The organism is Herbaspirillum huttiense (assembly GCF_004367745.1).
GTDB classification, from domain to species: domain Bacteria; phylum Pseudomonadota; class Gammaproteobacteria; order Burkholderiales; family Burkholderiaceae_D; genus Herbaspirillum; species Herbaspirillum huttiense.
Genome location: NZ_CP037993.1, coordinates 1832230 through 1845304, shown reverse-complemented (window position 1 = coordinate 1845304; position 13075 = coordinate 1832230). Strand labels below are relative to the sequence as shown.

The 13075-nt window shown below is 63.3% G+C and carries 14 protein-coding genes; 8 read left to right on the top strand and 6 right to left on the bottom strand.

The features are described from left to right. Positions 1–356: 356 nt before the first annotated feature. The 5 genes from fdxA (at position 357) to nth (ending at position 5119) form a co-directional block, all read left to right on the top strand. Entirely contained in the window at positions 357–680 is a 324-nt protein-coding gene (gene fdxA, locus E2K99_RS08180) for a ferredoxin FdxA (RefSeq protein WP_039787587.1), read from the top strand. 313 nt (positions 681–993) lie between these two features. Further along, positions 994–2067 (top strand): NAD(P)/FAD-dependent oxidoreductase, encoded by a 1074-nt coding sequence (locus tag E2K99_RS08175; RefSeq protein WP_039787591.1) that lies wholly within the window; start codon positions 994–996, stop codon positions 2065–2067. Positions 2068–2384: 317 nt separating this feature from the next. Further along, positions 2385–3620 carry a polyhydroxyalkanoate depolymerase gene (locus E2K99_RS08170; RefSeq protein ID WP_034341156.1) on the top strand — a complete coding sequence of 412 codons (1236 nt, stop codon included), beginning with the start codon at positions 2385–2387 and terminating at the stop codon, positions 3618–3620. A 129-nt stretch (positions 3621–3749) separates the two neighbouring features. After that, positions 3750–4466, top strand: coding sequence for an electron transport complex subunit RsxB (gene rsxB, locus E2K99_RS08165; protein WP_134221918.1), 717 nt, complete (start codon positions 3750–3752; stop codon positions 4464–4466). A gap of 2 nt (positions 4467–4468) precedes the next feature. Continuing rightward, positions 4469–5119 (top strand): endonuclease III, encoded by a 651-nt coding sequence (gene nth, locus E2K99_RS08160; protein ID WP_039787592.1) that lies wholly within the window; start codon positions 4469–4471, stop codon positions 5117–5119. A gap of 7 nt (positions 5120–5126) precedes the next feature. On the opposite strand, the gene E2K99_RS08155 is transcribed toward nth, so the two are convergent. Next, positions 5127–6308, bottom strand: coding sequence for a branched-chain amino acid ABC transporter substrate-binding protein (locus E2K99_RS08155; protein ID WP_240733872.1), 1182 nt, complete (start codon positions 6306–6308; stop codon positions 5127–5129). Between the two features lie 274 nt (positions 6309–6582). Between E2K99_RS08155 and E2K99_RS08150 the strand changes: the two genes are divergently transcribed. Further along, complete coding sequence (locus tag E2K99_RS08150; protein ID WP_088754068.1) at positions 6583–7014, top strand: DUF1841 family protein; 432 nt, start codon at positions 6583–6585, stop codon at positions 7012–7014. 21 nt (positions 7015–7035) lie between these two features. Here E2K99_RS08150 and E2K99_RS08145 read toward each other — a convergent pair whose 3' ends face one another. From E2K99_RS08145 to E2K99_RS08125, 5 genes are all read right to left on the bottom strand, one after another. Beyond that, entirely contained in the window at positions 7036–7731 is a 696-nt protein-coding gene (locus tag E2K99_RS08145; protein ID WP_134221916.1) for a nucleotidyl transferase AbiEii/AbiGii toxin family protein, read from the bottom strand. After that, positions 7724–7960, bottom strand: coding sequence for a hypothetical protein (locus tag E2K99_RS08140; RefSeq protein ID WP_083859743.1), 237 nt, complete (start codon positions 7958–7960; stop codon positions 7724–7726). Before E2K99_RS08140 ends, E2K99_RS08145 begins: the two co-directional genes overlap by 8 nt. Before the next feature lie 116 nt (positions 7961–8076). Then, the gene (locus tag E2K99_RS08135) at positions 8077–8430 is read right to left on the bottom strand and encodes a c-type cytochrome (protein WP_134221915.1); all 354 of its coding nucleotides are present in this window, start codon (positions 8428–8430) and stop codon (positions 8077–8079) included. Between the two features lie 13 nt (positions 8431–8443). Continuing rightward, positions 8444–8764 (bottom strand): c-type cytochrome, encoded by a 321-nt coding sequence (locus tag E2K99_RS08130; protein WP_039787601.1) that lies wholly within the window; start codon positions 8762–8764, stop codon positions 8444–8446. Positions 8765–9128: 364 nt separating this feature from the next. Then, positions 9129–11378, bottom strand: coding sequence for a site-specific recombinase (locus E2K99_RS08125; RefSeq protein WP_134221914.1), 2250 nt, complete (start codon positions 11376–11378; stop codon positions 9129–9131). Positions 11379–11580: 202 nt separating this feature from the next. Here E2K99_RS08125 and E2K99_RS08120 point away from each other — a divergent pair, with 202 nt between their 5' ends. Both E2K99_RS08120 and E2K99_RS08115 read left to right on the top strand, forming a co-directional pair. Next, entirely contained in the window at positions 11581–12456 is an 876-nt protein-coding gene (locus E2K99_RS08120) for an AAA family ATPase (RefSeq protein ID WP_134221913.1), read from the top strand. Between the two features lie 26 nt (positions 12457–12482). After that, positions 12483–13070 carry a GNAT family N-acetyltransferase gene (locus tag E2K99_RS08115; RefSeq protein WP_039787606.1) on the top strand — a complete coding sequence of 196 codons (588 nt, stop codon included), beginning with the start codon at positions 12483–12485 and terminating at the stop codon, positions 13068–13070. The last annotated feature ends 5 nt before the right edge of the window (positions 13071–13075 follow it).

The window sequence follows — 13075 nt, the reverse complement described above, 5'->3', positions numbered from 1 at the left end:
AAGCGGCGCCATGCCGGCGGACCTGGCTCCATGGGCTGGAACCGCAGGCCACAAGACCCTGGCGGCGGCTGGGCTTATCGCGAGCTTGTTTATTTACTTATACGTAATCTGTATAAGCCTCATTTGTGGGAAAAATCGAATTACCTTAAAATACAAGGCTTTGCGGCGGGTTGCGCAGCAGCATCATGAGAGGCTTCCTGAGTCCTCCACGACAGCGTCCACAAGACGCCGGATGCCAGCCCAAGCACCTCAACCACAGGTTGACCAGCCGCAACATGATTTTAACCGTGCCATATTGCCATCAATTGCGGCGCAGTTAGCCATCGGTTTGAAGAAATTTTACAGATAGGACAGTTATGACCCACGTTGTCACCGATTCCTGCGTCCGTTGCCGCTATACGGATTGCGTGGATGTTTGCCCGGTGGATTGTTTCCGCGAAGGCCCCAATTTCCTCGCGATTGACCCGGATGAGTGCATCGACTGCGCCGTCTGCGTGGCCGAGTGCCCGGTCAATGCGATCTACGCGGAAGAAGACGTGCCGGCCGACCAGCAGCAATACATTGCCCTGAACGCCGATCTGTCCCGCAGCTGGCCCTCCATCACCAAGACCAAGGCACCGCTGCCGGAAGCCGAGGAATGGAAGGACAAGACCGACAAGCTGCAATACCTGCAGCGCTGATTCCTGCGGAGAATCAAGTGGACCGGGCCTGTCCCGGTCGACAATGGCGGTTGCGCATCCAGCCCGGCAGTTTCATCGCCACGCCAGATGCGCAGCCGTTTGCATTTGGCCGCCTGCAATACCCCTGAGAGCCTCATGGCCGGGCTGAATTGCCCGCTGCTTCGCCGTCCTGTTGCGCTCTCGGCAAGCATTTCGCATCTCTTTTACCTGGCCTCTCCCCCGCCAGCGGCCCTGCCGCCAGCCAGCGCCCAGCGCCAGAGGGAAAAGCCGCTCTACTGATCTGATCTACTGAAACAGGAATATCAAGAAAATCATGGAAAACAATGTCCAGACTGCGGCAGTCAACGGTGTCATCGATGCCGACGCCGTCATCATCGGCGCCGGCCCGGTCGGCCTGTTCCAGGTGTTCGAACTCGGCCTGCTGGAAATCAAGGCGCACGTGATCGATTCGCTGCCGGTGGTCGGCGGCCAGTGCGTGGAGCTGTATCCGGACAAGCCCATCTATGACATCCCCGCCGTGCCCGTGTGCACCGGCCAGGAACTGACCGACAACCTGTTGAAGCAGATCGAGCCCTTCTCGCCCACCTTCCACCTGGGGCAGGAAGTGACCCTGGTGAACAAGCGCGAAGATGGCCGTTTCGACGTCGAAACCTCCACCGGCACCAAGTTCATCACCAAGACCATCTTCATCGCGGCCGGCGTGGGCTCGTTCCAGCCGCGCACCCTGAAGGTCGAAGGCATCGAGCAGTTCGAAGGTTCGCAGGTGTTCTACCGCGTCAAGGATCCGGCCCTGTTCGAAGGCAAGAACATCGTCATCTGCGGCGGCGGCGACTCCGCCCTGGACTGGGCCCTGAACTTCGTGGGCAAGGCTGAATCGGTGATCCTGCTGCACCGCCGTGAAGAATTCCGCGCTGCCCCGGCCTCGGTGGCCAAAATGAAGGAACTGTGCGAACAGTACGAGATGCAGCTGGTCATCGGCCAGGTCACCGGCACCGAGATCAAGGATGGCAAGCTGTCCGAAGTGAAGGTCACGGGCGCTGACGGCGTTACCCGCCGCCTGCCGCTGGACATGCTGCTGGTGTTCTTCGGCCTGTCGCCCAAGCTGGGCCCGATCGCCGAGTGGGGCCTGGAGATCGAACGCAAGCAACTGAAGGTGATGGATACCGAGAAGTTCGAGACCAACGTCCCGGGCATCTTCGCCGTGGGCGACATCAACACCTATCCGGGCAAGAAGAAGCTGATCCTGTCGGGCTTCCACGAAGCCGCGCTGGCCGCCTTCGGCGCTGCGCCCTACATCTTCCCGGAAAAGAAGATCCACATGCAGTACACCACCACCTCGCCCAAGCTGCACAAGATCCTGGGCGTGGAAAGCCCGGTCTTCGACTGATTTTCCGTCGCCAGACCACCCGTGCCGCTGCAAGCGGCCTGCAGAGCCCCCGTCCGGTACGGGGGCTTTTTGTTTATGAAGGTTTTTGCAGAAACCTGTGGGGCCCGCACCACTGGTCTGACCAGCAAGCGGGGCGTAAGGCAAAGCATGCTATGCTACCGCGTCGCAACAAGGAAAAAGTTGACAGAGTAGACATAATATGAAGTCTGTCAGCCGATGATCGTCGCCAAACGTTTGTGGCACATGCTTGCTGCGCACCCGGTCCGGGTTATCCATCCGGACGGGGAAGCCAGCCGGTGCTTGTATAAAGGTCAGCTATGCTTTATCAACTGCATGAACTCAATCGCGCGTTCCTGAACCCCATGATGCAATGGGCCGAAACCTCGGCCAAACTGTTCTCGGACCCGGTTTCCCCGCTCGCCCACACCCCTTTCTCGCAACGCATCGCCGCCGGCTATGAGTTGCTGTATCGCCTCTCCAAGGAATACGAGAAGCCCCTCTTCAACATCGGCGAAGTGCCCGTTGACGGCAAGCCGGTCGGTATCACGGAGGAAGTGGTCGAAGAGAAGCCCTTCTGTCGCCTGATCCACTTCAAGAAGGACCTGTCGGCCCGCCAGAGCGCCGCCTTGAAGCAGCCCACCGTGCTGGTGGTGGCGCCCCTGTCCGGCCACCACTCCACCCTGCTGCGCGAGACCGTGCGCGCGCTGCTGCAGGAACATGACGTCTTCATCACCGACTGGACCGACGCCCGCATGGTGCCGGTCGAGGCCGGTGAATTCCACCTGCACGATTATGTTTATTACGTGCAGGACTTCATTCGCACCCTGGGCCCGGACGTGCACGTCATTTCCGTGTGCCAGCCCACCGTGCCGGTGCTGGCGGCCATTTCGCTCATGGCCAGCGCCAACGATCCCAAGCTGCCCAAGAGCATGACCATGATGGGCGGCCCCATCGATGCCCGCAAGTCGCCCACCGCCGTCAACGACCTGGCGACCGAGAAGCCCTTCTCCTGGTTCGAAAACACGGTGATCTACAGCGTGCCGGCCAATTACCCCGGCTTCGGCCGCAAGGTCTACCCCGGCTTCCTGCAGCATGCCGGCTTCGTAGCCATGAACCCGCGCCGCCATGCCCAGAGCCACTGGGATTTCTACATGCACCTGCGCGATGGCGACGATGCCTCCGCCGAAGAGCACCGCAAGTTCTACGACGAGTACAACGCCGTGCTGGACATGCCGGCCGAGTTCTACCTGGAGACCATCAAGGTGGTGTTCCAGGACTTCAACCTGGCCCGTGGTACCTGGGAGATCGAAGGCAAGCTGGTGCGCCCGCAGGACATCAAGTCGGTCGCCCTGTTCACCATCGAAGGCGAGCTCGATGACATCTCCGGTTCCGGCCAGACCCAGGCGGCGCAGGAACTGTGCAGCAGCATCCCCAAGGCGCGCAAGCAGCATTTCACGGTGCCCAAGGCCGGTCACTACGGCATTTTCTCGGGCCGCCGCTGGCGCGAGATCGTCTGCCCGAAGATTGGCGAATTCATCCGCGCCAACGCGTAACGCAGCGCGTTGAGGCAAAACGGCACCCCGTCTCCACGGTGGTGCCGTTTTGCTTTGTGGCTGCGGCATGACTTGACGGCGGTTTGGCCGGATAATAGCGCCCTTGTCCCGTTGAATTGCCTGACCGCCGTGCCGCCATCCGCCACCACCGCCTCTGCCACCCTGGCCGACCGCCTCGAAGACCTGCTGCCGCAAACCCAATGCACCAAATGTGGCTACCCGGCCTGCCGTCCCTATGCCGAGGCCATGGCCGAGGGGCTTGCTCCCTATAACCAGTGCCCTCCTGGCGGCCAGGAAGGCGTGGCGCGGCTGGCGCAACTGCTGGGCAAACCGGTGATCCCGCTCAATCCCGCCAACGGCAGCGAACAGCCACGCCGCCTGGCGCTGATCGATGAAGCCGTCTGCATCGGCTGCACGCTCTGCATCCAGGCTTGCCCGGTCGATGCGATTGCCGGTGCGGCCAAGCAGATGCATACGGTGATCGAATCGCTCTGTACCGGCTGCGACCTGTGCGTAGCGCCCTGCCCGGTCGATTGCATCAGCATGGTCGAGGCCACGCCGGGCCGCACCGGCTGGCAAGCCTGGAGCCAGGAACAAGCCGATGCCGCCCGCGCGCGCCATGACTGGCGCACCCTGCGCCTGCAGCGCGAGAAAGAAGAAAACGATGCCCGCCTGGCCGCCAAGGCTGCGGCCAAGCTCAAGGAAGTGGAAGCAGCGGCGGCCGGCACGCCCGAGGAACAAGCCGAACTGGCCCGCAAGAAAGCCATCATCCAGGCCGCCATGGAACGCGCGCGCCTGAAGAAACTGCAAGCCGAACAAGCCAGCCCCCAGCCCGACAGCCCATAACAATGAATCCGACCAAACGCCGCGAGATCTTCGAGCGCCTGCGCCAGGCCAACCCCACGCCCACTACCGAACTGGAATACACCACGCCGTTCGAGCTGCTGATCGCCGTGCTGCTGTCAGCCCAGGCGACCGATGTGTCGGTGAACAAGGCCACGCGCAAGCTCTATCCGGTGGCCAACACCCCCGAGGCCATCTACCGCATGGGCGTGGACCAGCTCATGCCCTACATCCAGACCATCGGGCTGTATCGCACCAAGGCCAAGAACGTGATCGAGACCTGCCGCATCCTGATCGAGGAACACGGCGGTGAGGTACCGGAGTCGCGGGAAGCGCTGGAAGCCTTGCCGGGGGTCGGCCGCAAGACCGCCAACGTGGTCCTCAACACGGCCTTCGGCCATCCCACCATCGCGGTGGATACGCACATCTTCCGGGTCTCCAACCGCACCGGCATTGCACCGGGCAAGGATGTGGACGAAGTCGAGCGCAAGCTCATCAAGTTCGTGGCTCCGGAATTCCGCCAGGATGCGCATCACTGGCTGATCCTGCATGGCCGCTACACCTGCATCGCGCGCAAGCCGCAATGCTGGAACTGCCTGATTGCCGACCTCTGCGAATTCAAGCAGAAAACGCCACTTCCGGCCAAGGGCGTCTGAGAACGCGCTAGCGCGGAAGCCCGTACAGACGCGTGACCGGCACCCAGCGCTGGTCCTGAACTTCATACAGGGTAAAAGTCGGGTTGAGCAGATCCCCTTCCTCGTTGAAGGCCACCGGTCCGCTCACGCCCTCGAAGCGCAGCCGGTGCATGGCCCGGGCCACCGCATCCGGATCGATGCTGCCGGCCTGGCGCAGGCCCAGCAGGATGGACTGCGCCGCTTCATAGGCGAAAACCGCATAGAGGTCGATGTCGGAATCGAAGGCTTCGCTGTAGCGCTGGCGGAACTGCCGCCAGCCGGGCATCTTGTCCTGCGGCGGCCCGGGTTCGAGGACCAGCGTGCCATTGGCATCGGGTCCGGCGCGCATGAGGAAAGGCAAACCCAAGGTACCGGCCGAGGCCATCAGGCGCGCTTCCAGCTTCAGCCGGCGGATGGACTTGGCCAGCACGCCGGCCTGCCAGTCCAGTCCACCGAAGAAGATCAGGTCCGGCTTGAGGCTGCGCGCCTGCATCAGCGGAGCGTTGAAGTCGGAGGTCTTGTCGCTGACGTTGTAGCGCGCCAGCACCTTGCCACCCTGCGCCTCCACCTCGCGGGCGAACTGCTCGGCCAGCCCCTGCCCGAAGGGCGTGCGGTCGTCAATGGTCACCACGGAGCGCACGCCCAGCTTGTCGACGGCGTAACGCGCGGACCAGCGGCCGATGCTCTCGTTGTTGGGAATGGTGCGGAAGATGCGCGGATAAGACAGGGCCGTCAGCTTGCGGCTCATCGCCGAGGGCGTCACCTGGATCACGCCAGCGGCATGGTAGACCGGGGCCGCTGCCAGACTGGTGCCGCTGGTCCAGTGCCCGACCACACCGATGACACGCTGGCCGACCAGATAGCGCGCCACGTATTCGGCCGTGCCCGGATCGGCGCGATCATCCTGGGCCACGAGCTTGATCCGGTAATGCTTGCCGGCGATGACCACACCGCGCCGGTTGGCCTCATCCAGCGCCAGTTGCACGCCATTGCGCATGCTGCGGCCCACCCCCATGGAGGGGCCGCTCAAGGGGCCGGCAAAGCCGATGGCCAGGGTGGATTCGTCGGCCGGCTGCTCGTCACTGGCCATGCTCGCCTTGGCCGCCGCCGAGGGGGCCGCCAGCGCGGCCTGCGCGCAGCAGCCCAGCAGGGCCAGCGCGATACAGAGCAAGGGCCGCGTCCATGTCCGTGGACGGCGCACAGGCCGGATCAGGCTTCCGCCAAAAAGCATGCATGCTTCCTTCTCGCTGCCCGGCCTTGCGTTTCCCCCCATCGCGCCAGGGCGATGCGGCCGGGTACTGCATTGGATGGATTATTCAGATGCTTGTCGTAGGGAAAGAATATTACTTCATCTGGACCTGTCGTGCCGCAGGCCTTGGGCGGCCTCCTGAAGCGGGCGGCAGACCAGCGTAGAATAGCGCTTTATCCCCGATTGATGCACCGCCATGTTCACGCCGTCCCAGCACGATGTCCGCCGCTTTTTCTGCGAAGCCTACCGCAAGCACCAGGGCAACCAGGTCCTGACGCCCCTGGAAGCCATCGCCCGCGACTGGATCCTGCAGCATCCGGAATACCACGATGCCCTGCGCGACGTGGACGAAGCACTCGCGGCCGACTATTCGATCGAACGCGGCCAGAGCAATCCCTTCCTGCATCTGTCGATGCACCTGTCGATCACGGAACAGATCTCCATCGACCAGCCCCCCGGCATCCGTGGCGCCTTCCAGCTGCTGGCCCAGCGCCGCGGCTCGGAACACGATGCCCATCATGAAATCATGGAAGCCCTGGGCGAGATGATCTGGAACGCCCAGCGCAATGGCTTGCCGCCGGATGGGGCGGCTTATATCGAGAATATCAAGCGGCGGGCGCAAGGCTGATCAGCCAAGCCCCCCTCGGGTTCAAACAGCGGTTTTACCCGAACGTGCGCTATGCAAGAGATCTGGAATGCGCACGGCCAGCGCCGGATCCATATGCATCTTTTGCAGGCAAGCTGCAAGATAGGCAGGATCTGCAATCAACCCCAATGCCTTGTCATACGCGATATCGATGCTCTGGCCATAGGCAAGACGCGCCTTATCCCAGGCTGCTGCCGGAATGCTGCCCCAATGCAGGATCATCAATGCCAGGTCGATCACGTCACGGCTCAAGGCGGATTTATCGCCCCAGCGATCAGCGTTGGCCAACAGCTTTTCGGCATACATGTCCACGCGTGAAAGAACAGGAACCCCCAGTCGCGCATCCACGCCGCCGGCGACGGCAATACGCCCCTCGCTGACCACCTCGAACTTGACCGCCACGCCATCGACCTTGACGAAGGTCCGAATGCCATAGCGATCCGCCCTCACCTCTCTGGCCAGCTCCACAGGCGCTCGCAGCATGGCACCCAGCGATGCATTGGTAATGGTGTTGCGCAAGGCACGGTATCCGTCTTGCGAACTGCAGAGAAAATCCACATCCACGGATTCCCTGTATTCACCCAGCATCAGGACAATGGCCGTGCCGCCCCCGAAATAACAGCCGCAGGCCAGCAGGAAATCAGCATCCAGGGAAGAAAGTAACTGCGCGATGCGGCGATGATGAGGCCGCTCAAACATGCAGGATGCCATGACCATATTGGTGCACCAGGCGGTCCAGCACAGCACGTTCGCGCGGATCAAGCGCGTCCTGGTCGACGAAGCGCCAGTTGCGCTCATAAAGCTCGAACGCCTCCTCGCCCGTTATCGCATCGTGGGGATCACGGTTCCATGCGATCAGGCGAAGCTGGGGGAGGTCCCCGATCAGAAGGAGATCAGCTGTGGCGTTCATGAAACGATTATGCATCATGAACAAATCATTATCAAACCACCGTAGCCGCTCTCCCCGCCCCAAGAAAGGACAACAAAAAGCCACGCCGCAACTCTCTGCCGGCGTGGCTTTCTTTCATACGCAACAGGCGCAGCTTACTTGCGCACCACCAGGCTCCCCGGCAGGCTGTGCAGATAAGCCGCGATATCGTTGATGTCGCGATCCGTGAGCGGCTTGGCCTGGCCGGACATGATGGCGTTGTTGCGGCCATTCATGGCGGTGTCACCCCGGCGGTAGGCCGTCAGGGCATGCTTGAGGTAGTCCGCATGCTGGCCGGCCAGCTTCGGGTAGCCCGGATCGATGGGCGAGTTGTAGTCCTTGCCGTGGCAGGAGGCGCAGTTGTACTTCTCCACCAGCGCACGGCCATTGGCTACATCGGCGGCACTGGCCACTTGCGACAGCAAGGCGGTGGCACCCAGCAGCGACAGGGCAATCAGGTTCTTCTTCATCTCGTGGCTCCCCTCACTTCTGCTGCGAATAGTAGGCGGCCAGGTCGGCGATGTCCTGGTCCGACAGGCTGGCGGCCACGCCCATCATCGAAGGATGCTTGCGCTCCCCCTTCTGGTAGGCGCGCAGCGCGTTCTCGATGTACTTGGCGGACTGCCCGCCCAGCATCGGCACCTGGTAGACCTCGGGATAGCTGGCTTTGTAGCCGGGGATGCCATGGCAACCAATGCACATGGAGACTTTGTTTTCAGCGGCCTTGGCATTGCCGACGATGTCGGCCGCGGACGCGCTGCCGAGCACGCCAGCCAGGGCAAGAAACACGAGGTGTTTTTTCATGTGAGCAGGGTAAGTGATTGGACTTCCCATCCGTCCCGCCTCAACCTCGGCGCGGCGGACACCCGACGAAACGCATCTTTTGCTGCCAGCGGCAAACTTTATCGTGCTTGTTCGATTGCCCTGGTATTGCAGGTTTGGCTGTTCTGCTATGGCTCAACCGATGTTTCGGCTCAAGCTTGTCTCTCCACTCCCCCTGCCTTGCGCAAAAAACGCTTTCGATTCTAACCAATAAAACCGGCAGCGTCATCCCTGCCCGCAAACCCTCCCCGACAGACGCAATCGCCCGCCAGGCAAGGCCGGGCGGGCGATCGACGCATTATATGCGCTGCAATATTAACGCTATGGCATCTGGCTGATGCCAACGCTAGGCGACATGCCGCGTAGCCTGGACGTGCATATCTTGCCCAGGCTCAAGTGAAGCCAGGCGCGGTTGCCGGTTGTCCTGGCGCGCGCCGCCCTGCCCGTCATCGTCGTCGTCCTCGTCTTCTCCGGCGTCATCCTGCACTGCCGCATCCGTTTTTTGCGGAAGAATGAAGAACAAGGGCCGGACGACGAAACGGCGCAACACCGCCCGCATGGCGATATTGCGGGCGCGGCGCGGCAAGTCGCGCGAGCGCAGCGCCAGCGCCAGTGCACAGGCGAAGGCCACCGCCACCGACAACAGGGCCGTCGCAGCCACACCGCCGGCAGCCAGCCAGAAGGCGGGCGTCATCAGGATTTCCCAGCCGAGGCTGAAGACCGCTGCCGTGAGCGTGCCAGCAGCCAAGGTGACATGGCGGATATCCAGCGGCAAGCTGAAGAAGGCCGCCACCACCGGTGCCAGCCCCAGCAGCACGGCCAGCGACAGGCTTCCGGCGATGGTGGCCACGTTGCGCTCCAGCCAGGCGGCGCAGCGCTGGGCGCGCATGGCGCCGAGACCGTGCACCAGGCGGCGATGGTTGGACACCACTTCCCGTACCCGGCGCAGGGCAAACCAGTTGTCGGCAAAGCCGGCCGCGAGACTGGCCAGCCACAGCAACACGCCGGTCAGCGCGGCATACAGGGGCGTGGGGCCTACCAGCGAGAGCGCAGCGATGGCCTGGCGCGCCTCGTTGGCCGGCATGGGCTGGCTGCCCAGCGCGAACCAGCCCAGGGCACACAGCGCGGCGGTGACCGGGATCACCGCCAGCAGATTGCCAAAGATGCCCGCCGACTGCGAACGCAGCAGCTGGCCGGATTCGGCAATCAGGTCACGCATGCCCTCCGCATCCAGGTCTCCCATGCGCGAGGCCAGGGCCGGTGCGGTCACGGCCGGCTGGCGCGTGGCCAGCACGCCGCCCAGCGCGGCAATGAGCAGGAAACTGGCGGCGTAATTCAATGAAGCCAGCGCGCCATCGACGAAGTGCACCACGCCCAGCGTCGACAGGCTCTGCTTGACCAGCGCCGTGGCGGCGATGACCGCACCGCCCACCAGACCGGCCCGCATCACCCGGCGATAACCGGCACCGTCGCGGGCGATGGCCTGCTCCCGGTGATCGGCATTGCGCTCGACCATCTTGCGCGCCAGCAGGGCAAAACTGCGCCGCATCAGGCCGCGTACCGAGTCGCGGTGATGGTGGGCGGAGATCAGGTCGCACAGCAGCAACTGCATGCGCCCGGCCCCGGCCAGCGCCGCCGGCCGCGCCACCATGCCGGGCACGGCCGGGCTGATGACCGGACCAGGCACACCGGAACGCACATCGATGAGCCGCCCGATGCGCTGCAAGTGCGCGCGCATGCGTTCGACGCGATACACCAGGCTCACCGAGACGCCGTATTCATCCAGGTGCGCGTAGATGCGGTCGGTCTGCGCATGGCACACCGCCACCAGCATGCGCACGCTGCGCAAGGCGCCGAGGTCGCCCGGCTGGGCGCGCAGCCAGGCCTCCATCTCGCGCCGCAGCGCCAGGAAGGGCGTGGCGCGCATGGGCATCTTGGGTTCCAGCCGCTGGCGGAAGGCCGGGCTGATGCCGTCGGCCACCACCGTGGTGGTCAGATAGGTGATGGCTTCCTCGATCTGCTGCCAGTACATGTGGGAGATGCCGTCATCGGCCATCAGCTTCCACAGCCGCTGCAGCAGTTCATTGTCCAGCTCCAGCAGCCAGGCGGCGTCGTCCGGATCGGGGAACATGGCCGTGAACAGCGAAGAGAGGTCAGTGGGCGAAAGGTGGCGCGGCAGGATCAGCCGGGCCAGGCGTTCGCTCAGTTCGCCGAAGAAGCCGGGTTCGTGCGGCAGGCCAGTGGTGGAGAAAAGTTCGGGGCCGGTGGCTTCGCGCAGGGTCTTCTGCAGCGCGTTCTGGACCGCGCGCCGCACGTCGCGGTGCTGGTCCAGCCAGTCCAGCATGATGGCCAGCCGCTGGCGACGCACCTGGTGCCAGGCCTGGCGGTCCAGCAGCGACACCGCCGGGCGATGGCGCAGCCATTCAGCCACGTCGATCATCCAGTTGGCCCGCTCGTGCCAGCTGGCAGCCGGGTCGATGCGGCGCATCAGGACTTCCAGCTGCCGGCCGACATCATGCCGGTCCATGTAACGCGCCTGCATGCCGTGACGCATTCGTCTCCACACCACCAGCATCTTGAAGAAAAGAAATTTCATGGGCAGTGAGCGCCTGGGGCGCTGTCAGTTTGTTGCATGCGTAGCCCTTGATATAGGAACGATTGAGCAGAATTCAAGCCGTCGCAGGTGCGCCGGATTTGGCCGGCTTTTCCCTTATACTCGAAGAAATGTCCGGCGCGGCTGCTGCAATGCCGCATCTTCCCGGCAATCCAACCACAGCAACCTGACAAGGACAGCATCCATGCCAGATCATTCCGCCGCTTCATCCCATCCAGGCAAATTCACCGGCAGCGACAACTACGTTGCCACCGACGACCTCAAGCTGGCCGTCAATGCCGCCCTCACCCTGCAGCGTCCGCTGCTCATCAAGGGCGAGCCCGGCACCGGCAAGACCATGCTGGCCGAGGAAGTGGCCGCGGCCCTGGGCCGCCCGCTGCTGCAGTGGCACATCAAGTCCACCACCAAGGCCCAGCAGGGCCTCTACGAATACGATGCGGTCTCGCGCCTGCGCGATTCGCAGCTGGGCGACGAACGCGTCAAGGACATCCACAACTACATCGTCAAGGGTGTGCTGTGGCAGGCTTTCACGGCTGAGGAGCCGGTGGTGCTGCTGATCGACGAGATCGACAAGGCCGACATCGAATTCCCCAACGACCTGCTGCGCGAAATCGACCGCATGGAGTTCTACGTCTACGAGACGCGCGAACTGGTGCGCGCCAAACACCGGCCGCTGGTGGTCATCACCTCCAACAACGAGAAGGAATTGCCGGACGCCTTCCTGCGCCGCTGCTTCTTCCACTACATCAAGTTCCCCGACAAGGAGACCATGCAGCAGATCGTTGACGTGCACTTCCCGCACATCAAGCGCGACCTGCTGGCGCGCGCGCTGGACGCTTTCTACCAGGTGCGCGAGGTACCGGGCATCAAGAAGAAGCCCTCGACCTCGGAACTGATCGACTGGCTCAAGCTGCTCATGGCCGAGGACATCCCGCCAGAAGCCCTGCACAGCCAGGACAACAAGGCCGTGGTCCCGCCCCTGCATGGCGCGCTGCTCAAGAACGAGCAGGATGTGCACCTGTTCGAGCGCCTGGTCTTCATGTCGCGCAACAACCGCTGAACCTGCCGCCATCCACCGGAGCCACCATGCAATTCCTCTCGCCGATCACCTTGAAGGGCCAGTTCGCCACGATCGAGCCGCTGCATCCCGAGCACCACGATGCGCTCATTGCCGCCGTGTCGGATGGCAAGCTGTGGAAGCTCTGGTACACCGCCATCCCCAAGCCGGAAAACATGCGTGCCGAGATCGAACGCCGCCTGCACCTGCAGCAGCAGGGCAGCATGCTGCCCTTCGTGATCCGCCGCAATGACACTGGCGCGCTGTGCGGCATGACCACCTACATGAATGCCGACGTGGCCAACCGGCGCGTGGAGATAGGCTCCACCTGGTATGCCGCCAGTGCCCAGCGCACCGGCATCAATACCGAGTGCAAGCTGATGCTGCTCACCCACGCCTTCGAGGACATGCACTGCATCGCCGTAGAGTTCCGCACCCACTGGATGAACCAGCAGTCGCGTGCCGCCATTGCGCGGCTGGGGGCCAAGCAGGACGGCATCCTGCGCAATCACCAGCGCATGCCGGATGGCTCCTATCGCGATACGGTGGTGTTTTCCATCATCGAATCGGAATGGCCAACGGTGCGCCGCCATCTCCAGTTCAAGCTGGGCCGCTGAGGCGG

Coding starts and splice junctions, on each gene's coding strand:
- fdxA (WP_039787587.1), top strand. CDS start 357: ATGACCCACGTTGTCACCGATTCCTGCGTCCGTTGCCGCTATACGGAT.
- E2K99_RS08175 (WP_039787591.1), top strand. CDS start 994: ATGGAAAACAATGTCCAGACTGCGGCAGTCAACGGTGTCATCGATGCC.
- E2K99_RS08170 (WP_034341156.1), top strand. CDS start 2,385: ATGCTTTATCAACTGCATGAACTCAATCGCGCGTTCCTGAACCCCATG.
- nth (WP_039787592.1), top strand. CDS start 4,469: ATGAATCCGACCAAACGCCGCGAGATCTTCGAGCGCCTGCGCCAGGCC.
- E2K99_RS08150 (WP_088754068.1), top strand. CDS start 6,583: ATGTTCACGCCGTCCCAGCACGATGTCCGCCGCTTTTTCTGCGAAGCC.
- E2K99_RS08145 (WP_134221916.1), bottom strand. CDS start 7,731: ATGTTTGAGCGGCCTCATCATCGCCGCATCGCGCAGTTACTTTCTTCC.
- E2K99_RS08140 (WP_083859743.1), bottom strand. CDS start 7,960: ATGATGCATAATCGTTTCATGAACGCCACAGCTGATCTCCTTCTGATC.
- E2K99_RS08135 (WP_134221915.1), bottom strand. CDS start 8,430: ATGAAGAAGAACCTGATTGCCCTGTCGCTGCTGGGTGCCACCGCCTTG.
- E2K99_RS08130 (WP_039787601.1), bottom strand. CDS start 8,764: ATGAAAAAACACCTCGTGTTTCTTGCCCTGGCTGGCGTGCTCGGCAGC.
- E2K99_RS08125 (WP_134221914.1), bottom strand. CDS start 11,378: ATGAAATTTCTTTTCTTCAAGATGCTGGTGGTGTGGAGACGAATGCGT.
- E2K99_RS08120 (WP_134221913.1), top strand. CDS start 11,581: ATGCCAGATCATTCCGCCGCTTCATCCCATCCAGGCAAATTCACCGGC.
- E2K99_RS08115 (WP_039787606.1), top strand. CDS start 12,483: ATGCAATTCCTCTCGCCGATCACCTTGAAGGGCCAGTTCGCCACGATC.